Origin of the sequence: Pseudofrankia asymbiotica, assembly GCF_001983105.1 — a bacterium.
Taxonomy (GTDB): Bacteria; Actinomycetota; Actinomycetes; order Frankiales; family Frankiaceae; genus Pseudofrankia; species Pseudofrankia asymbiotica.
This window is the reverse complement of the sequence record NZ_MOMC01000072.1, coordinates 1-26,108: the sequence shown is the minus strand read 5'-3', so window position 1 is coordinate 26,108 and position 26,108 is coordinate 1. Positions and strand designations below refer to the sequence as shown.

Here is a 26,108-nt window from a genome sequence, read left to right as displayed (position 1 = left end):
CACCGGGCTCCTAACGCCAGCCCGGCACGGCTTCGACAGAAGCGTGCACCGAATACCCCGATCAGGTCAGGCTAAGCCCGCCATCGGGGGTCCGGAGGTCACGCCTCGGAGCAGACATCCTGACCCGACCAGGTCGGGCGAAGCCCGACATCGGGGGTCCGGGGGTCGCCCCCCGGAGCAGACATCCTGACCTGGTCACCCGGGAAGCTGACCGAAGGTCAGCGACCAGGATGACCCGGCCAGGTCAGCCCCGCGTCAGGCGGCAACGGTCTCCAGCGCGAGCACGTTGATGACGCGGCGGCCGCGGCGGGTGCCGAACTGGACGTGGCCCTYGGCGAGCGCGAACAGGGTGTCGTCCTTGCCCCGGCCGACGAGGTCGCCCGGGTGGAAGTGGGTGCCGCGCTGGCGGACGAGGATCTCGCCCGCCTTCACGTACTGCCCACCGAACCGCTTCACGCCCAGTCGCTGGGCGTTGGAGTCACGACCGTTGCGCGAGGAGCTCGCGCCCTTCTTATGCGCCATCTCGCTCAGGCCTCTTCGGTCTCGATGCCGGTGACCTTCAGCCGGGTGAACTTCTGGCGATGACCCTGCCGCTTGTGGTAACCGGTCTTGTTCTTGAACTTGTGGATCCGGATCTTCGGACCCTTGACGACGCCGACGACCTCGGCGGTCACCGCGACGGACGCGAGCGCGTCCTTGTCGGTGGTGACCGACTCACCGTCGATAAGCAGCAGTGCCGGAAGGTTCACGGCCACACCCGGCTTACCGGGGAGAAGCTCGACGTCAACCACATCGCCGACGGCGACCCTGTGCTGCTTGCCGCCGCTGGCAACGACCGCGTACACCAGTTCTCCCTGCTCCTGGGGCCCACGCGCACCTCGAAAGCCGCCGCGCGAGCTCATGTCCTCAAGGTGCCCCGCGCCCGTGCGCCTCGGCCTGCAACGGCCACGCGACCGCCCCGGATCTCCCATGTGGAGTCGCCCGTGGGGCCCGCGCGGCACTGACTGGCCAACGCCCGTCCGGAGTGGGCACCAAACCTACCCCGTGTCGGTCCACCCTACAGGCCCGATGGCGAAAGGTGYTGACCGGCACCGGCTCGTTTACGCCCGGTGCTCGCGTCCGTCTCCGCCCGGTGATGACCGGTCTGCTCGTGGTCACCAGGACCCGCTGGTCAGGGCCAGCATGACTACTTTCCGTTGATAGCCAGCCCGGATGGGTACACCCGTCGGGCACAGGCGGGTGACTCCTTGCCTAGGGCGGGATCACCTGAGGGTGATCCGGACGTGTCATGGTCACCGCCCCGGCCGCCGGGAAACGATGGACCTGGCGACGGAGATATCCGGCGGGGGCGGGAGGGCGGCCGGGGGATGACGGAGATGGAGTGGGAGACGGCGACCTGGGTGGCGGGCGCGGTCGCGCTGGTCGCCCTCATGGCGGTTCCGGTGGCCTGCTGGGCAACGCTGCATGGACGGGCGCTGACGGCTCGGTCGGCGGCGGCGAGCGCGGCCGCCCGGCGCACCGAGGCGGCCGCGCGCCTCGGTGACCAGGACGACCTGGTGCAGACGCTCGTCGTCGCGACCTACGCGCTGCAGCTCGGTGACCATGACCGGGCCAGGGACGCCGTGGACGGCGCGCTGCGCCGCTCACGGGTAGCTCTGGACCAGCTGCTCGCCGAGGCCGGCCGTTCCGCGCTGGCCGGCCTCGGCGACGACAGGACGCCTACGGACAAGGCGCCCGTCGACGTTCACGACCCGCGGGACCCCTCGCCCGCCGACCACGACGAGCCGTCCGGCCGCCGGCGGCCGGACGCACCGGCCACCACCGACGACCACCGCCACGCGGCCTAGCCCTCCGGGCCCGGGCCCGGCCCGTGGCCGGCGCGCGGAGCCGGCCTCAGTCGGCCGAGACGGTCGCCTCCACGGACTCCGCCGGCTTCGCCACCGGGCGGGACGCGCGTCGCGGCCGGCGGCCACGGCCGCCCGCCGAGCCCGTCTCGCCGATGATGCTGTCCGGGTCGGCCGAGTTGGCGAACACCGTCGGCCCCGCCGATGAGGCATGCTCCGACTCGTCCGTGACGGCACCCGTGGGAGCGCCGCCGTTCTGAGCGCCGCCGTTCTGGTGGCCCTGGGTGTGCGCCGCGCCGTTCGTCGGCCAGCCCACGCCGCCTGGTTCGCCGGCGGGCGTCTGGAGGGCGTGCTCCTCGCCGCTCCCGGTCGGGATCGTGCCCGGCCAGCCGGTGCCGTCCGCGGGCCCGTTCACCGGTGCCGCCGCCGGCTCTGCCCCGGCAGACTTCGGCTCCGCCGCCTGGGTGGCCGCCGGCTCCGGCGCCACCACGTCCGCGGCGATGATCTGGGTCGTGGCCCGGCGGGCCCGCCGGGAGCGGCGGCCGCTCTCGCGCGCGGTGCCGGCCTCGGTGCCTCCCGCGGGCTCGGGCGCGCCCGAGCCCGGCCCGGTGGCGCCGGTGTGGCCGTCGGCCTCCAGGGTTCCGCCGGTCGAGGAGGTCGGCTCGGGGACCGCCCCGTCGCCCTCGCCCTCGTTCAGCTGTTCGGAGCCCGCCAGCGGCACCGCGGCGCCGGAGCCGCGGCGCCCGGCCCGACGAGCCGGGGGTGCCGGCACCGGCGAGGACGCCGCCGGCGCGTGGTGACCGTCCAGGTGGATGATCACGCCACGCCCGTTGCAGTGCGCGCAGGACTCGCTGTACGCCTCCAGGAGGCCCTGGCCGACCCGCTTACGGGTCATCTGGACCAGGCCGAGGCTGGTCACCTCGGCGACCTGGTGGCGGGTGCGGTCCCGGCCGAGGCACTCGGTGAGCCGGCGCAGCACCAGCTCGCGGTTGCTCTCCAGGACCATGTCGATGAAGTCGATGACGATGATCCCGCCGATGTCACGCAGCCGCAGCTGGCGGACGATCTCCTCGGCGGCCTCGAGGTTGTTCTTGGTGACGGTCTCCTCGAGGTTGCCGCCCTTGCCGGTGAACTTGCCGGTGTTGACGTCGATGACCGTCATGGCCTCGGTCCGGTCGATCACCAGCGAACCGCCGGAGGGCAGCCACACCTTGCGGTCCAGCGCCTTGGCCAGCTGCTCGTCGACGCGGTACTCGGTGAACAGGTCGGTCGTCCCGACGTGCCTGCGGACCCGTGTACGCAGATCCGGCGCGACCGTGTCGACGTAGTCCTCGATGATCTCGGCCTCGCCCGAGCCCTGTACGAGCAGCTCGGTGAAGTCCTCGTTGAAGATGTCGCGGATCACCCGGACGACCAGGTCCGGCTCGCCGTAGAGCAGCGCCGGGGCGCTGGCCTTCTGCGCCTTGCGGGAGATGTCCTCCCACTGGGCCGCGAGGCGCTCGACGTCACGCTCGAGCTCCTGCTCGCTCGCGCCCTCGGCGGCCGTGCGCACGATCACGCCGCCGTCCTCGGGAGTGATCTTCTTGAGGATGCTCTTGAGCCGGGCACGCTCGGTGTCCGGCAGCTTGCGGCTGATCCCGGCGCTCTGSCCGTCCGGCACGTACACCAGGTAGCGGCCGGGCAGRCTGATCTGGCTGGTCAGCCGGGCGCCCTTGTGCCCGATCGGGTCCTTGGAGACCTGGACGAGCACGGGCTGGCCCGGCTTGAGCACCTGCTCGATCTTGCGCGGCCTGCCCTCCAGCCCGGACGCGTCGTAGTTGACCTCGCCGGCGTAGAGGACGGCGTTGCGGCCCTTGCCGATGTCGACGAACGCCGCCTCCATGCTGGCCAGCACGTTCTGTACCCGGCCGAGGTAGACGTTGCCGGCGTACGAGGAGGAGCTGGCCCTGGTGACGAAGTGCTCCACCAGGACACCGTCCTCGAGCACGGCGATCTGGGTGCGGTCGCCGGCGTGGCGCACCAGCATCCGGCGCTCGACCGACTCGCGGCGGGCGAGGAACTCCGCCTCGGTGACGATGGGCGGCCGACGGCGGCCGACATCCCGCCCCTCCCGGCGGCGCTGCCGCTTGGCCTCGAGCCTGGTCGACCCGCTGACCCCGCGGACGAGGTCGTCGTCGCGGCGCTGCTCGCGGACGTGGACGACCGTGTTCGGCGGGTCGTCCGGGGAGGATGCCTCGTCGCCCGACGTCGTGGCCCGGCGACGGCGACGACGGCGGCGGCGCGAGCCGGCCCGATCGTCCTCCTCGTCCTCCTCGTCGGCGTCGGTGGCGAGCTGCTCGTCGGCCTCGTCCGGCTCGTCGTCCTCGGCCTCGTCCTCGTCCGCGGTCGACTGCTCCGCATCGGCCTCGCCGGCCTCGAAACCGTCCTCCTCGCCGCGTGTCCGGCCCCGGCCACGGCGGCCGCGTCGGCGACGGCGGGTGCCGGCGACGTCGGTGTCCTCCAGGCCCGACTCGATGTCGGTGGCCTCGGGCTCCTGGGCCTGCGCGGTCTCGACCACGGGGAGCTCTTCGCTGGCCTCCGGGGACGCCTCGACCTCCTTCACGGCCACGGCCGGCGCGGCCCGGTCGGGGCGCTCCTCCGCGTCGCGGGGGTGGTCCCGATCCCGATCCCGATCGCGGTCCCAGTCGCGGTCGCGCTCACGGCCCCGGGGAGCCGTCGGCTCGTGCGCGGCCAGGTCGGGGGCCTGGAAGGTCACCGCCGTCACTGGCCGGCGAGCCACGCGAGGTGCGGAGACCTGGGTGTCGAAACCGGCCGAGAAGGTCGACCCGACGCTCCACTTCGGGGCGGCTGACCTGGAGGCGTCGCCCGGCTGTGCGGACGCCTCGACGACCGACGCCTCGACGGGCGGTACCTCAGCGACGGGCGGTACCTCAGCGACGGGCGTCTCGGCCTCAGCGGGCGTCTCAGCCTGAGCAGGTTCGCCGGCCGCGGTCTCCTCGACGGCGCGGGCACGCCGGCTCGACGCGCGGCGGCGTGTCCTGGCGGGCGCCGCGGGCGTCTCGGTCGCGGCGGGTGCCTCGGTCACGGCGGCTGTCTCGGCCGCCGACGCGGAGATCTCCGCCGTCTCGACGGGCTGGACCACGGCGGCGGGCGGCTCGTCCACCGCGGACGGCGCGGCTTCGGGGGCCGTCACCGCGGACGGCTCGAGCGGCGCCGACGCGGCACGGCGGGCGGAACGGGCCCGCCGGCGGACCGGCGCGTCGGGGACCGCCTCCGCGGGCACGGCCTCGCCCAGCGGCTCGCTCGCGGCCGGCGCGCCGGCCGCGGCCGGCGGCGACTCGGCGGACTCGGGAGCGGAGATAGCGGACTCGGGAGCGGAAGTCGCCGACTCGGGCGACGTAAGGGGCGCGACGGGCGTGAGCACGGCCCGGACCGCCCGGCGCGCGCGCGGCCGGCGCCGTGTCTCCGCGGGAGCCGTCTCGGCGGTCGGGTCGATGTCAACGGGCGCGCTGTCCGCCGGGTCGACAGGCGCACTGTCCGCCGGCACGGCGGCAATGGGCGCGGCGGCGGCCGGCGCGGGCACGGCCCCGGCAGCCTCGATCGTGGCCTGGGTGGGCTCGCTCGCCGACGGCTCGGCCTCGCTGGCCGGGGCCGACATGTCCGTCCCGACTGGCGGGTCGAGCTCGTCCTCCTCCGCCGGAGCCGTACCGATGGCGTCGGGAACGACCGGAGCGTCGGCCGGGTTCAGAACGACCGGGGCGTCGGCCGCGATCGGGTCGACCGGAGCGTCGCCCGCGGCGCGTGGCGCCACGTCGTCGGGAGGCTGCTCGGAGGGCGGCGCCGCGGATGCCTCGCTGGGAGGACCGGCGGGCCGGCCGGCCGAGCGGCGGCGGCGGGGCGCGGCGGCGGATTCCTCCGTCGTCGCTGCCGTCTGGTTGTCGTCACTAGGGATCTGAGTGTCGTCGGGCACGGGATATAAAGCCTCCGGGCTCCCGGGCGCGCTGCCACAGGCAGTCGCGGCCGCGCAGAAGCCACTGTCTAGTCCGGCGGGCGAACCGCCGTAATCCTGCGACGCCCTGCATCAAGCAGTGAGTCGACCCGCCAGCCGGCCCGTCTCGCTTCGGTTCGGCGCCCCGGTGGGGGCGRCCAATGGGTCCGCCAGCGTCCCGTCCACCTGGATCAGTCCCTGCTCGAGCCTGGTTGGCTCCGGGGGGACCGGAAACGTCAGCGGCGGAACGGCGACCACGCCAAGGGCGGTCAGCACGTCGTCTGGTCGCACAGCGGGCGTCGTATGCCGCACGACCACATCCAGTATCGCACAGTCGTGAGCCGACGCACGGCAAACGCCGCAGATCACCGCTCGCCGCACGTCGACGAGGGCACGGCCGGACTTGGTCTTGCGCTCGACCTCGAGACTTTCCCGTGCCAGCAGCGCGTCCAGCGCGCGGGCGACGTCCTCGGCCGGCACGCCCGGCACGCGCACGCTCCAGCGGGACGCCTCGATCCGGTCGGCCAGCGAGCCGCCCTCCGCGGGCACGCACGCGAGCACGTCGAACCCGGGCGGCAGCGCCGCGTCCAACGCCACCCGCAGCGCCTCCGGGTCGACGTCCTCGGCGAGCGCGAGCTCGACGTACTCGGCCTCGCTGGCCGCCCCGGTAGGCACCCCATTGGTCCACGAGACCCTCGGATGCGGGCTGAACCCGGCCGAGAAGGCCATCGGTACCCGCGCGCGGCGCAGCCCGCGCTCGAAGGACCGCGCGAGGTCGAGCTGGGAGAGGAAGCGCAGCCGGCCGCGCTTCGCGAACCGCAGCCGCACCCGCGCGACCGGCGGTGGCGGCGGCGGGCCGTCAGGGCGCCGCGGCGGCACGAGCCTTCTCCTGTCCCGCCGCCGGTGTCGCGGCTGTCACGGAAGCGGACGTCGCCGCGCCCTCCGCCGCCCGCGCGGGCAGCGACGGGACCGGGGTCAGCGGCAGCAGGGTGCGGCGCGTCGGGCCGATCTCGATCTGCGAGCCCGTCGTCGGGCAGACGCCGCAGTCGTAGCAGGGCGTCCACCGGCAGTCCTCGACCTCGGCCGCGCCGCGCAACGCGTCCTGCCAGTCCGACCACAGCCAGTCGCGATCGAGGCCCGCGTCGAGGTGGTCCCAGGGCAGCACCTCGCTTTCGGGGCGCTCCCGGGTCGTGAACCAGTCCAGCGAGACGCCCAGCGGCTCAAGCTCGGCGGCGGCCGAGCGCTCCCAGCGCTCGAAGGAGAAGTGCTCGGTCCAGCCGTCGAAGCGCCCGCCCTCGCGCCACACCCGTTCGACCACCCGGCCCACCCGCCGGTCGCCGCGCGAGAGCAGGCCCTCGATGATCCCCGGCCGGCCGTCGTGGTACCGGAACCCGACGGCGCGGGCGATCTCCCGGTCAGCCCGGACGGTGTCCCGCAGCAGCTTGAGGCGCTGGTCGGTGACCTCCCAGGACGCCTGCCCGACCCACTGGAACGGGGTGTGCGGCTTGGGCACGAAACCGCCGATGGAGACCGTGCAACGAATATCGCGGTGCCCACTGGCCTTGCGACCAGCCCTGATCACCTCGCGGGCGAGCTTCGCGATGCCAAGCACGTCCTCGTCGGTCTCCGTCGGCAGGCCGCACATGAAGTAGAGCTTCACCTGCCGCCAGCCCTGCGCGTACGCGGTGCTGACGGTACGGATCAGGTCCTCCTCGCTGACCATCTTGTTGATGACCTTGCGAAGACGCTCCGAGCCCCCCTCGGGAGCGAAGGTGAGGCCGCTACGCCGGCCGTTGCGGGAGAACTCATTGGCCAGCGTGACGTTGAACGCGTCGACCCGGGTCGACGGCAGCGACAACGACGTGTTGGTGCCCTCATAGCGGTCCGCGAGCTGGGTCGCGAGCTCGCCGATCTCGCTGTGGTCGGCGCTCGACAGCGACAGCAGCCCGACCTCGGAGAAACCGGACGCCGACAGGCCGGCGTCGATCATCGCGCCGATCGTGTCGATCGAGCGCTCGCGAACGGGCCTGGTGATCATCCCGGCCTGACAGAAGCGGCAGCCTCGGGTGCAGCCACGGAAGATCTCCACGCTCATCCGCTCGTGCACGGTCTCCGCGAGCGGCACCAGCGGCGTCTTCGGGTACGGCCAGGCGTCCAGGTCGGGCAGCGTGTGCTTGGCCGGGCGGGCGGGGACGTCGTCACGGTTGGGCGTGACGGCGACGATCGCGCCGTCGGGGCCGTAGGCGACGTCGAAGAACGCCGGAACGTAGACGAGGCGACGGCGCGCGAGCCTGGCGAGCAGCTCCGTGCGGCCGCCGGGCTCGCCCGCGGCCTTGAACGCGCGGACCACGTCGGTGATGTCGAGGACGGCCTGCTCGCCGTCGCCGAGGACGGCGGCGTCGATGAAGTCGGCGACGGGCTCCGGATTGAACGCGGAATGCCCGCCCGCGATCACCAGCGGGTGTTCGGCGCCGCGGTCGGCGGCGTGCAGCGGGATGCCGGCGAGGTCGAGCGCGGTCAGCAGGTTGGTGTAACCGTGCTCGCTGGCGAAGCTGACACCGAGGACGTCGAAGTCACCAACCGGGCGGTGCGCGTCGACGGTGAACTGCGGCACGCCGTGCTCGCGCAGCAGCGCCTCCAGGTCCGGCAACACCGCGTAGGTCCGCTCGGCGAGCACGTCCGGCTGCTCGTTGAGGACCTCGTAGAGGATCTGCAACCCCTGGTTGGGCAGGCCGACCTCATAGGCGTCCGGATACATCAGGCACCAGCGGACGACCGCGGACTCCCATGGCTTGACGGTCGAGTTCCCCTCGCCACCGACGTACTGCACAGGTTTGCGGATCCGGGGCAGCAGTGGCTCCAGGCGCGGGAACACCGACTGTCCAGGCATGCGAGCCAGCCTACTCAGGTGTCAGAGCGCGTATGGATCTGTGCGCGACCTGAGTCGGACGTTCTGCAGCAGACCGACGGCGATCATGTTCGCGAACATCGACGAGCCGCCGTAGGAGACGAACGGCAGCGGCAGGCCGGTGACCGGCATGATCCCGAGTGTCATCCCGATGTTGACGAACGCCTGGAAGGCGAACCAGCACACCACTCCCGTGCCGACGAGCGCGCCAAAGGAGTCGTCGGAATCCTTCGCGATCGACAGCGCCCGCCACAGGATCACCCCGAGCGCGACCAGGATCCCGCCGGAGCCGAGGAAGCCGAGCTCCTCCCCGGCGACGGTGAACACGAAGTCGGTCTGCTGCTCGGGTACGAACTGCCCCTGGGTCTGCTGGCCGTGCAGCAGGCCACGGCCGTAGATCCCGCCGTTGGCGATCGCCGTCTTGGCCTGGTCGACGTTGTAGCCGGTGGTCGAGTTGGTGGCCGCGTTCGCCGACACGAAGGAGGTGAGCCGGGCCTCCTGGTAGGGCTTGAGCAGGTGGAACTGCAGGATCGCCGCGCCGAACAGCACGCCGCCGAGCAGCAGCCCGAGCACCCAGCGGCGCGGCGCGCCGCTGACGGCGAGCATGCCGAGGATGACGAAGACCAGCACCATCACGGTGCCGAAGTCCGGCTGCAGCATGATCAGGCCGATCGGCACCAGCGTGAGCGCGAGGACGACGATCACGTCGACGTCGCCGGGCCGCGTGGAGCGCACTCCTTCGCGGCTGTCGTGTTTCTCGCCGAGGATCATCGCCACGCCGACGATCAGCGCGACCTTGGCGAACTCGGACGGCTGCAGCTGGAAGCCGGCGGGCAGCACGATCCACGAGTGCGCGCCGTTGATCGTGCTGCCGACGAGGAGCACCGCGACGAGGCCGACCAACGAGCCCAGGTAGACGAACGGGGCATAGGCGCGCAGCAGCCGGTAGTCGAGCAGCATCGCCCCCGCGGCGAGCACGAGGCCGATCGTCAGGTTCAGCAGGTGGCGCTTGAGGAAGTCGTTCGGGTCGCCGCCGACGTCCGCCAGCCGCTGACGGGTGGCGGACCAGACGAGCAGCGCGCCGAGCACGGACAACGCCAGCACGGCACCCATCAGCACCCAGTCGAGCCGGCGCAGCGGCGAGTGCCGCCCGGAGGCCCGGTCGCGCAGCTGCCCCATCCGGCCGCGCAGCGCGACCGGTGACGACCGCAGCGCGGTCGATCCGAGCTCGTCCACTGTGCCTCCTGGTCCGCTCCGTCCGGGCACGGCCCTCCGGCCCCGTACTCGCTTCGCTCCCACGGGACCTCCGCGCCGCGTCCTCCTCCGCGGACATGCCCTCCGGCGACCTCCGCTGCGGCCCAACCCACATCGCTTCGCTCGTGGGCCGGGCCTCCGCGGAGGCACGCCTCCGGGCCAGCTCGGTCGCGTGACACCTGAACGTCACGAACTCAGCTACCGCGCCGTCGCCCAGTGCTTACCTGTCCTCCCGGCGCCGTCGCGGACGGTCGCCGGCTAGCCGGCGGTGCCCGCGGGTGGCGCGCGGGGCCCAGCGGACGGGCTGGCGGGCCCCACGACCGGGTCAGGGGCCGCCGCGGGGGACGTGGTGAGGGCCGCCGGGGCCACTCCGCGCGCGCCACCGGCGGCCGGCGGGGCGGTGCCGTCGGGCGGTGGGGTCGTCGCGGCCGGGCCCGGGGCCACCGCAGCCCCGCCCGTCGCGTCCGCCGGGGCCGGCGCGAGCGAGGCGTCGCGGCCGACCGCGGGCAGCGTCGACGGCGGCAGGCCGCCGGGCAGCTCCGCCGGGCGGCCGACGCCGAAGATGGCCTGGTAGATCGCCTTGGCCACCGGCGCGGCGTAGGTGGCGCCGGTGCCGGAGTCGGGAATGGAGACGACGATGGCGTAGCGCGGGTCGTTCACCGGCGCGAACGAGGCGAACCACGAGGTGTCGCCGTGGCCCTCGACCTCGGCGGTGCCGGTCTTGCCGCCGACCGGGATGATGTTGTTGGGCCAGTCGGCGAAGACGCCGGTCGCCGTGCCGCCGCCCTCGGTGGTCACGCCGTGCAGTGACTCGCGGATGTAGCCCAGCACCTCCGGCGGGACCGGCAGCTTGCCCTTGACCGCCGGCTCGAACCGCTTGACGACCTTCCCGTCCGGGGRGACGACGGCCTTCGCGAGCTGGGGCTCGTAGAGCGTCCCGCCGTTGGCGATCGCCGCGTAGGCGGACGCCAGCTGCAGCGGGCTGATCGCCAGGTACTGGCCCTGGCCGATCGCGAACTGGGCGGCCGCGCCGGCGTTGTACAGGTAGCCGTCGGCGCAGGCCTCGACGGCGTACTGCTGATAGCGCTTGGCCGTCGCCGGGTCCTTGACGTCCGGGTAGCCGTTCTTCGCCCGCTCGCAGTAGGAGCCCTTCAGCTCCTCCCAGATCGCCTTCGCCTGGTCCCGGTCGACGATGCTGCCCGCGGTCTCGCCCGGCAGGTCGATGCCGGTGCGCGTGCCGAAGCCCATCGCCTCGGCCATCTTCACGAAGTTCTCGGCCGGTGGCGGGTATCGGCCCTTGCCGTTGCGCAGGCCGCCGTCACGCAGCCACTCGTCGTAGGCGAACTTGTCGAAGATGACGTCGCAGGAGATCACCAGCGCCTGGTGCAGGGTGATCGGGCCGGCGGACGACCCCTCGAAGTTGTGGAAGGTCTGGCTGCCGATCTGCAGGGAGGGCGCGCAGTCGAACTTCTGGCTCGGCTTCGCGCCGAGCTTGGCCATCGCGACCGAGGTGGACACCGGCTTGAAGGTCGACCCGACGGCGCCGGAGCCCTGGTAGGCCCGCGAGAGCAGTGGGATGCCGTTGGCCGGGTCGGACAGGGCCGCGTAGTCCTGCTGGGAGACCCCGCCGACGAACACCGACGGGTCGTATGAGGGCAGGCTGGCCAGGGCCACGACGCCGCCGGTCTTGACGTCCAGTACCACCGCCGAGGCCGTGCGGGCCTGCGCCCCGCCGGGCAGCTTGTCCAGGGTCGAGCGCAGTGCCTCCTCCGCGGCGGCCTGCACGCCGCGGTCCAGGTTGAGCACGAGGTGGTCGCCAGGAACGGGCGCGGTGTTCGACGCGGTGCCCGAGACCCTGCCGAACCGGTCCACCTCCAGCCCCTCGACGCCGTCGACGCCGCGCAGCTCGGAGTCGTAGACGGACTCCAGCCCCGACACGCCGACCAGGCTGTTGAGGTGGTAGGCGCCGGGCGTCACCTCAGGGTCCTTGCCCTGTTTCTTCAGGTCGGCGGCCTGCCGGTCGAGCTGGTCCTGGCTGACCGGCGCCAGGTAGCCGAGCTCGTGGGAGCCCAGCGAGGCGAACGGGTATTCGCGAACCGCCTGCAGGTCGGCGGTGACGCCGGGAAACCGCTCCGGGTGCTCGATGATCGCGAGCGCCTGGGCGGGGCTCACGTCCTTGGCGATCGGCACCGGCTGGTAGGGCGAGCCGTTCCAGCACGGCTGGGGGATCTTCGGCCCGCAGAAGCGGATCTTCTTCTCGATGTCGTCGACGGGCATGCCGATCACCGACGACAGCGACGCGAAGACCGCCTTGCCGGCGTCGCCCTGCCGGTCGGTCGTCGAGCGGTTCACCGAGATGACCAGCGAGCTGCGGTTGCGCACGAGCTGCTCGCCCTGGTCGTCGAGGATCATGCCGCGCGGCGCGGGGCTGACGACCTCCCGGACCCGGTTGGTCTCGGCGACCTTCCGGTAGCGGTCGCCGTCGAGGACCTGCAGCACCCACAGCCGCGTGCCGAGCGTCACCAGCAGCGAGACGGCGAGCACCCGCAGGACGATGATGCGGACGCGCATCCCGTCGTTCACGGCCGCCTCCCGCACGTCACAGCCGTCACGGCCGCCTCGCCCCCCGCGCCCGCCTGGTGCGGCGCACGCCGGCGGCCATGGCCGGGAACAGGAACGGGGTCAGGAGCGCCGCGTACAGCGCCGCCACCACCGCCCGCAGGAACGCCTGGCTGGGGGTGCCGGCGGCGCCGTCACTGAGCAGCCCGGCGACGGCGACGTTCGCGAGCGTCCCGCCGGCGACCGCGCCGGACACGACGACGAGCGCGATGGCGACCGACCGTTCGGTCGCGTCCGCCAGCAGGCCCACGAGGTAGCCGAGCAGGCAGCACACCAGCGCCGACCGGCCGAGCACGTGGGTGGACAGCAGGTCGCCGAACAGGCCGACGACGAAGCCGAGCAGCGCGCCGGCGATGGGCCCCTCCAGGAGCGCGGCCGTGGCCAGCAGCAACAGCACGAGGTCTGGATGGCCGCCCGGCAGCGGCACCCGCGCCACCACGCTCACCTGCGTGATCGCGGCCGCCAGCAGCACGACGGTGAGCGCGGCGAACGTCAGTGGGTGGACCTCACCCTCGTGGTCCGGCTCGAACAGCTGCACGCTCATCCGGCGGTCCCGCCTTCCTCGGCCGGGGCGGTGCGCGGCGGGAGCACCCGGTCGCCCGGGTCGGTGGGCGGCTTGCCGACGACGATGCCGACCAGGTCGAGCGTGCCGACGGAGACGTACGGCTTCACCTCGGCCGTCCTCGACAGCCCGTCCGCGTCGGTGACCTTGGTGACCTCGCCGATCGGCACGCCGGCGACGTAGTCGAGGCTGCCGAAGGTGACGAGCCGCTCGCCGGGCCGGACCCGGTACGAGGCGTCGTACAGCGTGAAGACGAGCTTGTTCGGGCCGGAGCCGCCGGCGACGGAGCCAAGCAGCTGTGTGCCCTCCAGCCGGGCCCCGATCCGGCTGCGCGGGTCACAGAAGAGCCGGACGACGGCGGTGTGCTCGGTCAGCGAGACGACCGTGCCGACGAGGCCCCTGGAGTTGACCACGATCTTGTCCGCGGCGAGGCCGTCCGCCTTGCCCGCGTTGACGGTGACCGTCCAGTCGGTGCCGCTGACGTCACCGATGGCGATCACCCGGGCCGGGACGATCGTGTACTGGCCCTTGTCGGCGAGCAGCCGCAGCGCGGACAGCTCGGCCGCCTGCCGGGTGACCTCGTCCCCGTCGGCGACCTGGCGGCGCAGGTCGGCGTTCTCCTTGGCCAGCTCGTCGGCGCGGTCGTGGTAGCGGTTCGGATGGAACAACGAGGACGCCGTCCGCCCGATCGGCCGCACGACCGTGGTCACGCCGCTCTCGACGCCGCCGACCACCGTGTGCACGACGCCGCGCGCCCCGCCGGAGCTCTCCCCGGTCCGGTAGTCAATCGTGATCAGCGCGAACGTGATGACGAGCAGGACGGCGACGACCAGCCGGGAACGCTTCAGGTCACGTCCCACGACAACTCCTCATCGTCCCCAGCCCGACGTCGCCATTCCGGACATCGCCCGACCCGACATTCCCGTGCCCCGCGAGGTGGCCCGGCGCCAGCCCGCGTCCCGGCCGGCGGTACTAAACGCCTGCCGGCACGGACGAACCAGCCTGGCCCCAGGTTCCCGCCACTCCGCGATTTCCTGAACCGTTGTCCGACCAGCGCGCAATTGCCCCGTCAACCAGCCCCGGTCACGTAAAACGACATCACCCTGCCCTTGGCCCAACCGTCTGACCGCGGTGACCCACAAGGGGGCGAAACCCGAGGGGAAAAACGACTTGGCCCCGCCCCCAGCCAGACCTCCCGGTGGCGATGACCCCGAAGGTCGGGCGAAGCCCGACACCGGGGGTCCGGACGCAGGGGTCCCCGGCTGGCCGCGCCAGCGGACAGTTGGGGGAACGGACCCCCGGAGCGATATCGCTGAGCGGGCCCCGGCGAAGCCGCCCGAAGGGCGGCGAGCAGGCCTCACCCCGCCCGCTCAGCGCCCTCCCCCTCACCGACGGGGCTCGGAGATGAGGACCTGCTGGAGGGCCTCGAACTCCTCAACGCACTTGCCGGAGCCCATGGCGACCGAGTGCAGTGGGTTGTCGGCGATGTGGATCGGCATGCCGGTCTCGTTGCGCAGCCGCTCGTCGAGGCCGCGCAGCAGCGCGCCGCCGCCGGTGAGCACGATGCCGCGGTCCATGATGTCGCCGGCCAGCTCGGGCGGGCAGCGGTCCAGGGTGACCTTGACGGCGTCGATGACCGCGTTGACCGGCTCCTCGACGGCCTTGCGGATCTCCTCGGCGGTGACGACGATCGTCTTTGGCAGGCCGGTGACGAGGTCGCGGCCGCGGATCTCGGCGCTCGGCTCGTCCGGCATCTTGTGCGCCGAGCCGATCGCCATCTTGATCTCCTCGGCGGTGCGCTCGCCGAGCATCAGCGAGTACTCCTTCTTGACGTAGGAGATGATCGCCGTGTCCAGCTCGTCGCCGGCGATGCGGATGGACTGGCTGGTCACGATGCCGCCGAGCGAGATGACCGCCACCTCGGTGGTGCCGCCGCCGATGTCGACGACCATGTTGCCGGTCGGCTCGTGCACCGGCAGGCCCGCGCCGATCGCGGCGGCCATCGGTTCCTCGATGATGTAGACCCGGCGCGCGCCCGCCTCGTAGCCCGCGTCCTTGACGGCCCGCTGCTCGACRCCGGTGATGCCGCTCGGCACGCACACGACCAGCCTGGGCTTGGCGAAGTGCCGGCGGCGGTGGACCTTCTGGATGAAGTAGCGCAGCATCCGCTCGGTGGTCTCGAAGTCGGCGATCACGCCGTCCTTGAGCGGGCGGACCGCGACGACGTTGCCCGGCGTCCGGCCGATCATGCGCTTGGCGTCGGTACCGACCGCGAGGATGYCCGTAGTGGTGGTGTTGATCGCGACGACGCTCGGCTCGTTGAGCACGATCCCACGCCCGCGTACGTAGACGAGCGTGTTGGCGGTGCCAAGGTCGACCGCCATGTCACGACCGAGGAATGACAAGGAACTGGACATCGTCGGGCCGACCCTCCCGGAGATGTGGTCCTGGGCGCCGCCGCGCTCGGCCCGGGCTCACCGGACCCGCCGGCCCGCCTCGAACAGATCAAGGTTCTTAGGCTTTGGGGCTTGGGGATGTTGCTCTGGCTTCGTTATCCCCCACTTAGGTCATACAGACTTCTACTTGACCGTGTCGACCGCGGCTGGCGCGGGGGACGCCGGCACCACGGGATTGGAGCGGCATTTGCTTTTGTACGTCTGACGGGTGGGCCTCACGTGGGACGATTCCGGCGGCGCGGCGCTGCCCATGGCGACACCTGAAGGTTAGACCGCGCCACCGACAGCCCGCCCCCCAGCGAGGACGTGTCACCCATGGTGCCGACCGGTCGTCGCCGTCMAGACCGGCCCTCGCCGCCCATCACGGCCACCTCCGGAACCACCGGCACCCCTGGGCGCGTCCGCCCGTCGACACCCCGTCCTACCCTGGCAAACCGCCCGGCCGCCCGGCGGGACGCCACGCCGGGCCGGCCGCGGGCTCACCCAGAAGAGGCGGGTCGACGTCTGGAAGCAGGACGGGCGGGCACCCCCACCCGAGGAGAACTCGGAAGATGCGGGTCAGTGTCCAGATAGCTCGGGATAACCCCGTGGATTCGATCCGGAACGGGCGGGTCAGTGCTTAGAGGACTTGGCATAACCCCGTGGATCCGATCCGCCGGGGCGGATCGGATCCACGGGGACCCCGACGTCCAGGCACCACGGGGACCCCGACATCAGGAGCCGGGGAGGTCACGACGTCCTGGCACGATTCGCCGGGAGTCAGGCCCCCGGCGGGGCCGTCAGCTCAGGCCCGGGAAGAACAGGTCGATCTCCCGCTTGGCGGACTCGGGCGAGTCCGAGCCGTGGACGAGGTTCTGGCCGATCTCCAGGGCGTAGTCGCCACGGATCGAACCGGGAACGGCCTTCACCGGGTCGGTGACGCCCATCAGGCCACGCGTGCCCTCGATCGCGCGCGGGCCCTCGACGACCAGCGCGACCAGCGGGCCCGAGGTGATGAACTCGACCAGCTCACCGAAGAACGGCTTGCTCGCGTGCTCGCCGTAGTGCGTCTCGGCGACGGACTTCTCCAGCGTGCGCAGCTCGAGGGCGACCAGGCTGAGGCCCTTGCTCTCGAGACGGCTGATGATCTCCCCGACGAGGCCACGGCTGACGCCGTCGGGCTTGACCAGGACGAGGGTGCGCTCGGCGGGCACTGGACTCCTCATATCGTGTCATCGTTGACAGGTCGGACCCAGCGCACCGCGCTGGTCGCGTCGTTATCCACGCCGGGGCCGGAACCGCGGCGCTCCCGGCCCAACTTACAGGTCCTCGGGGCCATCCCTCCGGGGCGCCGCCCTGTCCGATCCGTCAGGCGGGCCCCTGACGGGGTCAGCCTGACGGATCGGGGGACCACGGTGCCCGGAAGGTGACGATCAGCGGACCGCGAGGGACGAGTGGCGGGCAACCGTAGGAATCAGCGAGTCAGGAGATGGCGCGCCTCACCCACGGTCGTCAACGAGCCGGTCACGACGACACCGCCACCGCCGAGCTCGGCGTCCTCCTCCACCAGCCGCACGGCCGTCTCGATCGCGTCGTCGAGCCGCGGCGTGACCTCGACCCGGTCCGCACCGAAGATCTCGACGGCGGCGGCGGCCAGCTCGTCGACCGGCAGCGCCCGCGGCGACGAGCTCTGCGTGATCACGATCGAGGTGAACACCGGCTCCAGCACGGACAGCATGCCGTGCGCGTCCTTGTCGGAGAGCAGGCCGACCACGCCGACGACCAGGTCGAACGCGAACGAGTCGGTCAGCGCCGCGGCGAGCGACTGCGCGCCGGCCACGTTGTGGGCCCCGTCGAGCACGACCGTCGGCGAGCGGCGGACGACCTCGAGCCGTCCCGGTGAGGAGGCGCTCGCGAACCCGGCCCGGACCGCCTCGACATCCAGTGACCCGGCGCCACCGCCGAGGAACGCCTCGACGGCGGCGAGCGCGCACGCGGCGTTGTGCGCCTGGTGCTCGCCATGCAGCGGCAGGAAGATCTCGTCGTAGTCGCCGCCAAGCCCGCGCAGCGTCAGCATCTGGCCGCCTACGGCCACGTGCCGCCGGGCCACCCCGAACTCCAGCCCCTCGCGGGCGAGCGTCGTGCCCAGCTCGGCCGCGCGCTCGGCCAGCACCCGCGCCGCGCCCAGCGGCTGCGTGCCGAGCACGGCGAGAGCGTCCGGGCGCAGGATCCCCGCCTTCTCGCCGGCGACCTCCTCGACGGTCGAGCCAAGCTCGCGGTGGTCGAGCCCGATCGGCGTCACCACCTGCACGACGCTGTCGACCACGTTGGTCGCGTCCCACGTCCCGCCCATCCCGACCTCGACGATGCCCACGTCCACCGGGGCGTCGGCGAACGCGGAGAACGCCATGGCGGTCAGCAGCTCGAAGAAGGTGACCCGCTCGGGGTGGCGGCCGTCGACGATCTCGACGTAGGGCAGCACGTCGTCGAACGCCCGCGCGAACACCTCCGTGCTCGCCGGCGGGCCGTCGATGCTGATCCGCTCGGTGACGCTCTCCAGGTGCGGCGAGGTGTACCTGCCGGGGCGCAGCCCGAACGCACGCAGCAGCGCGTCGATCATCCGAGCCGTCGATGTCTTGCCGTTCGTGCCGGTCAGGTGAACCACCGGGAACGAGCGCTCCGGATGGCCCAGCAGGTCGACCAGGTCGCGCATCCGCTCCAGGTCGGGGATCATCCGATGCGGGAACCGCCCGGCGAGCGCCTTCTCCACCCGCGACAGGTCATCGCCCGCCGTGCCCCTGGCGTCGCCCGCGGCGCCCGCCGCGCCGCCCCGCGTGCTCGCCGGCCGACCGTCTCGCCCGTTGTCCACCACGCATGAAGGTTATCGGGTACGTACGCACCGCTCGTCGATCACCATGCGTGGCACCCGGGTGACCGACACCACGCAGCGCCCGTTTCCTGTAGGTACGCGGCTAGCGTGAGCCGGTGTGGGTGAGTTCGAGAAGGCGATCGCCGCCGAGGTCGACGACGCCGGTGCCTGGACAGCCGAGGTCGCCGAAGGCTGGGACATCGACGGTCATCCTCATGGTGGCTACGACTCGTCCGACCGCCTGGTCGCCCAGGGCCGCCAACTGGCCGGCTACCGTGGCAAGCCCCAGCAGCCTCCCGCGGCCTGACCTGCCGCGGCCTGACCTCCGGCCGCGACTAGGCCGACTTCTCCTGTCGGGTGTTGCGCTTGGCGGCGATGTCGCGCGGCACCAGGGTCGGGTTGACGTGCTCGAGCACGACCTCGCGGGTGACGACGACGCGGGCGACGTCCTTGCGGCTCGGGATGTCGTACATCACCGACATCAGCACCTCCTCCATGATGGCGCGCAGGCCGCGCGCGCCGGTGCCGCGCAGGATCGCCTGGTCGGCGATGGCCTCGAGYGCGTCGGAGGTGAAGTCGAGGTCGACGTTGTCCAGCTCGAACAGGCGCTTGTACTGGCGGACGAGAGCGTTCTTCGGCTCGGTCAGGATGCGGATCAGCGCTTCCCGGTCCAGGWTCTGCACGCTGGTGAGGACCGGCAGCCGGCCGATGAACTCGGGGATCATCCCGTACTTGAGCAGGTCCTCCGGCATGACGTCACCGAAGACGTCGGAGGCGTCCGGATCGTCCTTGCCGTGCAGGACCGCGCGGAAGCCCAGCGACTTCTTGCCGATCCGCGACTCGATGATCCGGTCGAGCCCCGCGAACGCGCCGCCCACGATGAACAGCACGTTCGTCGTGTCGATCTGGATGAACTCCTGGTGCGGGTGCTTGCGTCCGCCCTGCGGTGGCACGCTCGCCGTGGTGCCCTCGAGGATCTTCAGCAGCGCCTGCTGCACGCCCTCGCCGGAGACGTCTCTGGTGATACTCGGGTTCTCCGACTTACGGGCGATCTTGTCGACCTCGTCGATATAGATGATCCCGGTCTCGGCCTTCTTGACGTCGTAGTCGGCCGCCTGGATCAGCTTGAGCAGGATGTTCTCGACGTCCTCGCCGACGTAGCCGGCTTCGGTGAGGGCGGTGGCGTCAGCGATCGCGAACGGCACGTTGAGCATCCTGGCGAGCGTCTGCGCCAGCAGCGTCTTGCCGCAGCCGGTCGGCCCGAGCAGCAGGATGTTGCTCTTGGCCAGCTCGACGTCGCCCTTGCCCGCCTCGCCCTGCGCCGCCCCCCCGGCCTGAATCCGCTTGTAGTGGTTGTAGACCGCCACCGACAGCGTCTTCTTCGCGGTCTCCTGGCCCACGACGTAGCCGTCGAGGAACTCGTAGATCTCCCGCGGCTTGGGCAGCTCATCCCATTTGAGCTCGGAGGACTCGGACAGCTCCTCCTCGATGATCTCGTTGCAGAGATCGATGCACTCGTCGCAGATGTAGACGCCCGGACCAGCGATGAGCTTCTTCACCTGCTTCTGCGACTTCCCGCAGAACGAACACTTCAGCAGGTCGCCGCCATCACCGATGCGTGCCACCGAGGACTCAGTCCCTTCGTCCAGACGATGGGTTCGCCTGCAGCTCGGGGGCGGCTGCCGCCGCCCGGTCGTCGCGTGTCGAGTGAGCCACCGCTGTCTCCTGCGCTATCCGCGGCTCGGGGTCTCTCCCGGACCGAGGAAGCCGATCCGGACGGTCCGCCGCCGGCCAGCCCGCCAGCCGCCCCGGACGGATCTTCCCTTGCGCCCTCGTCGGCCGGCGGAGGTCAACCCGCCAGCCGCTTCGGGCCGTTGCGTCCAGCGCCCCCATGACTGGCCAGTCGACCAGCCCGCCAGCCGGGTCAGGCACGGACGCCCACCGCCCGCCGTGCCCGCGCCCAACCGGTACCGCCACGCCGTCTCCCGCACCCGCGGCGGCCAACGTGCCGGCCGGCCATCGCCGGCCGCCGCGGAAGATGTCCCGAGGGGAACGGTACCCCGCCACACCGTCCGGTGAGAGCCCTATCGCGCGGCTCATTCCGCTCAGTGCGCCTGGACAATGACCACTGGGCATGCGAAGGAGGAACATTTTCGCACGTCCTTTGGCCCCCAGCGTACGGCCGATTGGCACCGTCAGCGGGCAGCCGCCAGACGAGACGACTTACGGGTCTTGATCACCTCGTCGATCAGGCCGTACTCCTTGGCCTCGTCGGCGGAGAGAATCTTGTCGCGCTCGATGTCGCGGCGGATCTCCTCCTCCGGCTTGCCGGTGTGGTCGGCGAGCATCCTCTCCAGCAGCGAGYGCATCCGAAGGATTTCCTTCGCCTGGATCTCGATGTCGCTCGACTGGCCCTCGCCCGAGCCGGACGGCTGGTGGATGAGGATGCGGCTGTTCTGCAGCGCGAACCGCTTGCCCGGAGTGCCGGCGGCCAGCAGCACGGCCGCGGCCGAGGCGGCCTGGCCCATGCAGATGGTCTGGATGTCCGGGCGGACGAACTGCATCGTGTCGTAGATCGCCGTCAGCGAGGTGAACGACCCGCCGGGCGAGTTGATGTAGATCGAGATGTCGCGGTCCGGGTCCTCGGACTCGAGGAAGAGCAGCTGCGCCATGACGTCGTTGGCGGACACGTCGTCGATCTGGACGCCGAGGAAGACGATTCGCTCCTTGAGCAGCTTCGAGTACGGGTCCATGCCGTACTCGCCGCGGGAGGTCTTCTCGATGATGTTCGGYAGCACGTAGCGGCCGGTCTGTTGATAACTCGACATGATCGTGCCCTCCGGGAGGCGCGGTGGTGACAGGCCGATGAGACGGGAAGCGCCGACGAGATCAGTTGCTGGCCGGGCTGCCGCCAGGAACCTGGGCCACCCGCTGGACGACGTGGTCGACGAAGCCGTAGTCCTTCGCCTCCTCGGCCGTGAACCACCGGTCACGGTCGGAGTCTCGCTCGATCTGGTCGATCGACTGACCGGTGTGGAAGGCGATGCGCTCCTGCATCATCCGCTTGGTGTAGAGCATCTGCTCGGCCTGGATAGCGATGTCGGACGCGGTGCCCCCGATGMCGCCGGACGGCTGGTGCATCATGATCCGCGCGTGCGGGAGCGAGTAGCGCTTGCCCGACGCGCCGGCGCACAGCAGGAACTGGCCCATCGACGCGGCCAGGCCCATCGCGAAGGTGGCGACATCGTTCGAGATRAACTGCATCGTGTCGTAGATCGCCATACCCGCGCTGACCGAGCCACCCGGCGAGTTGATGTACAGCGAGATGTCCTTGATCGGATCCTCGGCGCTCAGCAGCAGCAGCTGCGCGCAGATCTGGTTCGCGATGTTGTCCTCGACCACCGAGCCGAGAACGATGATCCGCTCCCGCAGGAGACGGTTGTAGACCTGCTCGTCGAACCCCGGCCCGCCCTGGCCCGGCGACCGGAGGCTCGGGCCACCCGGCACGGCCAGACTCGGCACTGCGAACTCACTCACGGTCGACTCCTCGGCTTCCTGCCCAGTCCTGCAATACCCACGGGCGACAGCTTGACCGRCTCGACACTATCTGTGACCCGCGCCAGTTCCGGCCCATCCGGCTCGATGTTCGCGCTAGGCAGAGGCGCTCCTGTGGCCGAGGCGCGGCGCGCCTCGGCCACAGGGCGCCCCGCGGGCAGGGCTGGACATGCGTCGGCCCCCGCGGCATCGCCGCGGGGGCCGGCTCGGTCACGACGGACCGCGAGGATCGGGCGGGCCAGGTGGTGCCTAGTGGTTGTGGCCCTCGTGGTCATCATGGTCATGATCGTGGTCATGACCCTCATGGTCGTGACCTTCGTGGTCATGACCTTCGTGGTCATGACCTTCGTGGTCATGACCTTCGTGGTCGTCGATGTCCAGAGGCTCCGGCTGCTCCGGGAGCTCCAGCGTGACCGGGTTGTCCTCGCCGTCGACGACGGTCGCGGCGCGCAGCAGGTGCAGCAGCGCCTTGTTGCGCATGATGTCCGACATCAGCGCGGTCAGGCCCGACCCGTTGCCCGATGCCAGCTGCTGCGCGTACTGCTCGGGCGCGACGCCCATCCGCTGCGAGAGCAGCATGATCTGCTCCATCAGCTCGCCCTGGTCGATCCCGATCGACTCGGTGCGCACCACCGTGTCCAGGATGAACTGGGACTTGATCGCCTTCGTCGCCGAGTCGCGGACCTGGCTGTCGAACTCCTCGGGCTCCTGGTCGAGCGTCTTGAGGTAGGTCTCCCGGTCGACGCCGAAACGCTCCAGGTCGTGGCCGAGCCGATGCTCGCGCGCCTCGATCTCGGTGGCCAGCACGGAGTCGGGCACCGGTACGTCGACGGTCTCGATGAGCTGCTCGAGCAGCCGCTCCCGTGCCTGGTTGACCTGCTCGAACTTGCGGGTGCCYTCGAGGCGCTCGCGCACGTCGGCCTTCAGCTCGTCCAGCGTGTCGAACTCGCTCGCGGTGGTCGCGAAGTCGTCGTCGAGCGCCGGGAGTTCCTTCTCCTTGACGCCACGCACGGTCGCGGTGACCTGRGCGGTCTGGCCCTGCTTGTCACCGGCGAGCAGCTCGGTGTCGAACGTACGGCTGTCGCCCTCGGCCGCGCCGATGATCGCGTCGTCGATGCCGTCGATGAGGTTGCCGCTACCGACCTCATAGGACATGCCCGTAGCCGTGGCGTCCTCGACGGGCTCACCGTCGACCACCGCCGAGAGGTCCAGGGACACGTAGTCGCCGGAGGCCACCGGCCGCTCGACCGGCGTGAGCACCGCGAAGCGCTCCCGCATCGAGTCCAGCTGCGTGTCGACCTGCTCGTCGGTGACCTCGACCGCGTCGACCGTGACCTTGAGGCTGTCGGTCTCCGGCAGCGTGACGTCAGGCCGGATGTCCACCTCGGCGGTGAAGACGATCGGGCTGCCCTCGGTGAACTCGGTGACGTCCACCTCCGGGCGCGACAGCACGTCGACGTCCTCGGCCTCGACCGCCTGCGAGTAGAAACTCGGCAGGGCCTCCTGCAGCGCCTCGTCGAGGATCACCTCACGCCCGAGCCGCTGGTCCAGGATCCGCGGCGGCACCTTGCCCGGCCGGAACCCGGACACCCGGATCTGCCGGGAAAGCTTCTTGTACGTGGCGTCCAGGGAGGGCTTCAGGTCGTCGAAGGGCACCTCGACGGTGAGTTTGACCCTGGTCGGGCTGAGTGTCTCCTTGGTGGCCTTCACGGCGCGGATGTCTCCTGGTACGACGTCGGACGGGGGACGCGCCGAGATTACGCCTCACGGCGGCCCAAGGACCTCAGCCTGCCTCTCGGGACCCAGCCCCACAGAGCCGAAGCGAGGTTCGGCGTTAGAGCGGCCCTTCAAGACCTGCCCCCCTGGGTCGAGCGAAGCTCGACACCGGGGGGTCTGGGGGGTCGAACCCCCAGGCGATATCGCGGCCTCCGGGAAGCTGCCCCGGAGGGCAGCGAACAGGATGAGCCAGCTCGTCGGGGCGGGGAGACTCGAACTCCCGATCTCCTGCACCCAAAGCAGGCGCGCTAGCCACTACGCTACGCCCCGAGGCGTTGCTCACCCATCCTACGGTGTGGATACGCCACGATCACGAGGCGGGTCCGAGATCCCGCCCAGCMCGCCCACCCACCCCTCAGCCGGGGCCTCACGGTCATGCCGACAAGGGGCATCCGCACCGCCCGCCACGCCGAAGACGTCATCTCCAGGGTAAGCTCACCACCACGATCACAACGCGGGTGTAGCTCAATGGCAGAGCCCCAGCCTTCCAAGCTGGCCATGCCGGTTCGATCCCGGTCACCCGCTCGCGCCGGGCATTGGTGCTCGTCGACCTTCGGTCGACTTCGCCGAGGGCCGTTATTTTGCCCCGGGGCCGAGCCCCGGACCCCACGCGGCGGCTGACGCTGCTTGGCCCCCCTTCGGGGCGCCTGCGCCCAGGCCCGTTATTTAGCCCCGGACCCCACGCGGCCCATCAGCCGCAGACGGCCGATCCCACCTGGAATCCCGGGCACACCGCCGACCAGCCAGCCACTCACGCCCCTCGAAGCACCTGCGCCCAAGCCGTTTTTGCGCTGGGGTGAGCGCCGGAATCCGCGCAACCGGACAGCCCCGGGCCGTCAATTCTGGCTGGATCCCTGTGCCCTGACCGTCGGGTTCCCGCCGGGGGGTGAGCCCCGGAGCCGGCGAGATCGTCTGGTCGTCGTCCCGGTGCTCGTCGGGCTTTCCACCCGGGACGACCGGCCACGAAGGGTCGTGGGACCTCATCGCTGTGTGCCTGACGCACCCGTCGCTTCCGTGGGCTCGCCCCCGTGGCGCGTCGACTCGCGGGGAGTCCTTGCGTCACAACGGGGCCACACCACTGTGAGCGGCGGATGGGGAGCGTCGGGGGCGGATGGCAAGCTTCACGGTGTGTCTGACGCGGGAGCGGGGGTGACGGCGGGGCTGTTGGGCGGCGTGGTACCGGATGTCGCGGTCGCGGTGGAGACGTTCACCGACGAGATCGACGCCGAGCTGTTCCCGGCCGAGGAGGCGTTGCTCGCGCGGGCCGTTGAGAAACGGCGGCGCGAGTTCACCACCGGCCGGATATGCGCGCGCCGCGCGCTCGCGCGGCTGGGCGTCGAACCGGCGCCGCTGCTGTCCGGGCCCAAGCGGGAGCCGCTGTGGCCGGCCGGCGTCGTCGGCAGCATCACCCACTGCGACGGGTACCGGGCCGCCGCCGTCGCCTGGTCGCGGCACCTCGTCTCCGTGGGGATCGACGCCGAGCCGAACGGTCCCACGCCGCAGGGTGTGCTGGAGCGGATCTCCCTGCCGTCCGAACGGGAGTGGATCCGGGCGGTCAGCTCCCGTGCCCCCGAGGTCAGCTGGGATCGGCTGCTGTTCTGCGCCAAGGAGTCCGTCTACAAGGCCTGGTTCCCGCTCGCCCAGGAGTGGCTGGGATTCGAGGACGCCGAGATCACCTTCACGGACGGCGGGCCCGGCCGGCAGGGTGCCGAGGGTGCGGGCGGGCGGTCCGGAACGTTCGTGGCGCGGCTGCTGGTCACGGGGCCGGTGCTGCCGGACGGGCAGCGGCTGACGACACTGCGCGGGCGGTTCGTCGTCGGGCAGGGCCTGATCGTCACCGCGCTCGCGGTCGAGCCGGGCGGGGACGCGTCATGAGCCGGCGGCGCTGGCTGCCGGTCGCCGTGCTCGCCGGAGTCGGGCTGAACACGGCGAGGCTGCGCCGACGCCTGTCCGCGCTACCGGTCGCCGAACCCTCCAACGACCCCATCCACCACAACCACGTCTTCCTGCTCGCCGAAGGCGTCCACCTCGACGACGCCCAACAACGCGCCGCCAGCACCCACGCCACCCACCACAACCTCGACGTCCTCGACCTCATCCCCGACAACCTCACCGCCGACCGACTCCTCGACCTCGCCCGCATGCTCGACACCACCACCTACCAGAACAACCGGCTCGCCCCCGGGCGGGGTGCCTACCAGGCACTTCTCGTCGATCGCGACGTCCTCACGCGCGCCGGCCTGGACCTGAAGGACCTCACCGAGACCGCCCTCGTCGCGGTCACCGAGACGCTCAAAC

19 protein-coding genes, 2 tRNA genes and 1 pseudogene are annotated in these 26,108 nt (G+C 71.5%); 5 read left to right on the top strand and 17 right to left on the bottom strand.

The genetic code is table 11. The features are described from left to right. Positions 1-255 precede the first annotated feature (255 nt). Complete coding sequence (rpmA, locus tag BL253_RS30960) at positions 256-522, bottom strand: 50S ribosomal protein L27 (RefSeq protein WP_076820847.1); 267 nt, start codon at positions 520-522, stop codon at positions 256-258. A gap of 5 nt (positions 523-527) precedes the next feature. Further along, positions 528-845 (bottom strand): 50S ribosomal protein L21, encoded by a 318-nt coding sequence (gene rplU / locus BL253_RS30955; RefSeq protein ID WP_076820846.1) that lies wholly within the window; start codon positions 843-845, stop codon positions 528-530. A 522-nt stretch (positions 846-1,367) separates the two neighbouring features. On the opposite strand from rplU, the gene BL253_RS30950 reads away from it, so the two are divergent. Continuing rightward, a complete protein-coding gene (locus tag BL253_RS30950; RefSeq protein ID WP_198946468.1) occupies positions 1,368-1,847 on the top strand; it encodes a hypothetical protein in 480 nt (159 codons plus the stop codon). A gap of 46 nt (positions 1,848-1,893) precedes the next feature. On the opposite strand, the gene BL253_RS30945 is transcribed toward BL253_RS30950, so the two are convergent. From BL253_RS30945 to BL253_RS30900, 10 genes are all read right to left on the bottom strand, one after another. Next, entirely contained in the window at positions 1,894-5,814 is a 3,921-nt protein-coding gene (locus tag BL253_RS30945; RefSeq protein WP_081438871.1) for an Rne/Rng family ribonuclease, read from the bottom strand. A gap of 111 nt (positions 5,815-5,925) precedes the next feature. After that, positions 5,926-6,711 (bottom strand): TIGR03936 family radical SAM-associated protein, encoded by a 786-nt coding sequence (locus BL253_RS30940; RefSeq protein WP_076820845.1) that lies wholly within the window; start codon positions 6,709-6,711, stop codon positions 5,926-5,928. Further along, positions 6,692-8,722 carry a TIGR03960 family B12-binding radical SAM protein gene (locus tag BL253_RS30935; RefSeq protein WP_076820844.1) on the bottom strand — a complete coding sequence of 677 codons (2,031 nt, stop codon included), beginning with the start codon at positions 8,720-8,722 and terminating at the stop codon, positions 6,692-6,694. Before BL253_RS30935 ends, BL253_RS30940 begins: the two co-directional genes overlap by 20 nt. A 21-nt stretch (positions 8,723-8,743) precedes the next feature. Next, a complete protein-coding gene (gene rodA, locus BL253_RS30930; protein ID WP_198946471.1) occupies positions 8,744-9,919 on the bottom strand; it encodes a rod shape-determining protein RodA in 1,176 nt (391 codons plus the stop codon). Positions 9,920-10,252: 333 nt separating this feature from the next. Further along, on the bottom strand, positions 10,253-12,577 hold the full coding sequence (gene mrdA, locus BL253_RS30925) for a penicillin-binding protein 2 (RefSeq protein WP_076820868.1): 2,325 nt from the start codon (positions 12,575-12,577) through the stop codon (positions 10,253-10,255). 25 nt (positions 12,578-12,602) lie between these two features. Beyond that, complete coding sequence (mreD, locus tag BL253_RS30920; RefSeq protein ID WP_076820842.1) at positions 12,603-13,157, bottom strand: rod shape-determining protein MreD; 555 nt, start codon at positions 13,155-13,157, stop codon at positions 12,603-12,605. Next, positions 13,154-14,035 carry a rod shape-determining protein MreC gene (gene mreC / locus BL253_RS30915; RefSeq protein ID WP_081438870.1) on the bottom strand — a complete coding sequence of 294 codons (882 nt, stop codon included), beginning with the start codon at positions 14,033-14,035 and terminating at the stop codon, positions 13,154-13,156. Before mreC ends, mreD begins: the two co-directional genes overlap by 4 nt. Before the next feature lie 525 nt (positions 14,036-14,560). Then, positions 14,561-15,592 (bottom strand): rod shape-determining protein, encoded by a 1,032-nt coding sequence (locus BL253_RS30910; RefSeq protein WP_076820841.1) that lies wholly within the window; start codon positions 15,590-15,592, stop codon positions 14,561-14,563. An 818-nt stretch (positions 15,593-16,410) separates the two neighbouring features. Continuing rightward, positions 16,411-16,824, bottom strand: a complete 414-nt coding sequence (ndk, locus tag BL253_RS30905) for a nucleoside-diphosphate kinase (protein ID WP_076820840.1) — start codon at positions 16,822-16,824, stop codon at positions 16,411-16,413. A gap of 260 nt (positions 16,825-17,084) precedes the next feature. Beyond that, entirely contained in the window at positions 17,085-18,482 is a 1,398-nt protein-coding gene (locus BL253_RS30900; RefSeq protein ID WP_076820839.1) for a bifunctional folylpolyglutamate synthase/dihydrofolate synthase, read from the bottom strand. A 115-nt stretch (positions 18,483-18,597) separates the two neighbouring features. Between BL253_RS30900 and BL253_RS43075 the strand changes: the two genes are divergently transcribed. Then, positions 18,598-18,786 (top strand): hypothetical protein, encoded by a 189-nt coding sequence (locus BL253_RS43075; RefSeq protein ID WP_076820838.1) that lies wholly within the window; start codon positions 18,598-18,600, stop codon positions 18,784-18,786. A 28-nt stretch (positions 18,787-18,814) separates the two neighbouring features. On the opposite strand, the gene clpX is transcribed toward BL253_RS43075, so the two are convergent. From clpX to BL253_RS30870, 5 genes are all read right to left on the bottom strand, one after another. Next, positions 18,815-20,104, bottom strand: a complete 1,290-nt coding sequence (gene clpX / locus BL253_RS30890; protein WP_076820837.1) for an ATP-dependent Clp protease ATP-binding subunit ClpX — start codon at positions 20,102-20,104, stop codon at positions 18,815-18,817. Between the two features lie 570 nt (positions 20,105-20,674). Continuing rightward, a complete protein-coding gene (locus BL253_RS30885) occupies positions 20,675-21,307 on the bottom strand; it encodes an ATP-dependent Clp protease proteolytic subunit (protein WP_076820836.1) in 633 nt (210 codons plus the stop codon). A 61-nt stretch (positions 21,308-21,368) separates the two neighbouring features. Beyond that, entirely contained in the window at positions 21,369-22,016 is a 648-nt protein-coding gene (locus BL253_RS30880; protein WP_081438869.1) for an ATP-dependent Clp protease proteolytic subunit, read from the bottom strand. Between the two features lie 267 nt (positions 22,017-22,283). Next, positions 22,284-23,744 (bottom strand): trigger factor, encoded by a 1,461-nt coding sequence (gene tig / locus BL253_RS30875; protein ID WP_076820835.1) that lies wholly within the window; start codon positions 23,742-23,744, stop codon positions 22,284-22,286. 263 nt (positions 23,745-24,007) lie between these two features. Then, positions 24,008-24,080 (bottom strand) — tRNA-Pro (locus BL253_RS30870). 184 nt (positions 24,081-24,264) lie between these two features. Between BL253_RS30870 and BL253_RS30865 the strand changes: the two genes are divergently transcribed. The 3 genes and pseudogenes from BL253_RS30865 to BL253_RS30855 all read left to right on the top strand — a co-directional run. Continuing rightward, positions 24,265-24,335 (top strand) — tRNA-Gly (locus BL253_RS30865). A 603-nt stretch (positions 24,336-24,938) separates the two neighbouring features. After that, positions 24,939-25,685 carry a 4'-phosphopantetheinyl transferase family protein gene (locus BL253_RS30860; protein WP_241835301.1) on the top strand — a complete coding sequence of 249 codons (747 nt, stop codon included), beginning with the start codon at positions 24,939-24,941 and terminating at the stop codon, positions 25,683-25,685. Beyond that, positions 25,682-26,108: pseudogene (locus BL253_RS30855) on the top strand (class I SAM-dependent methyltransferase); the annotation flags it as partial. The gene BL253_RS30860 and the pseudogene BL253_RS30855, both read left to right, overlap by 4 nt.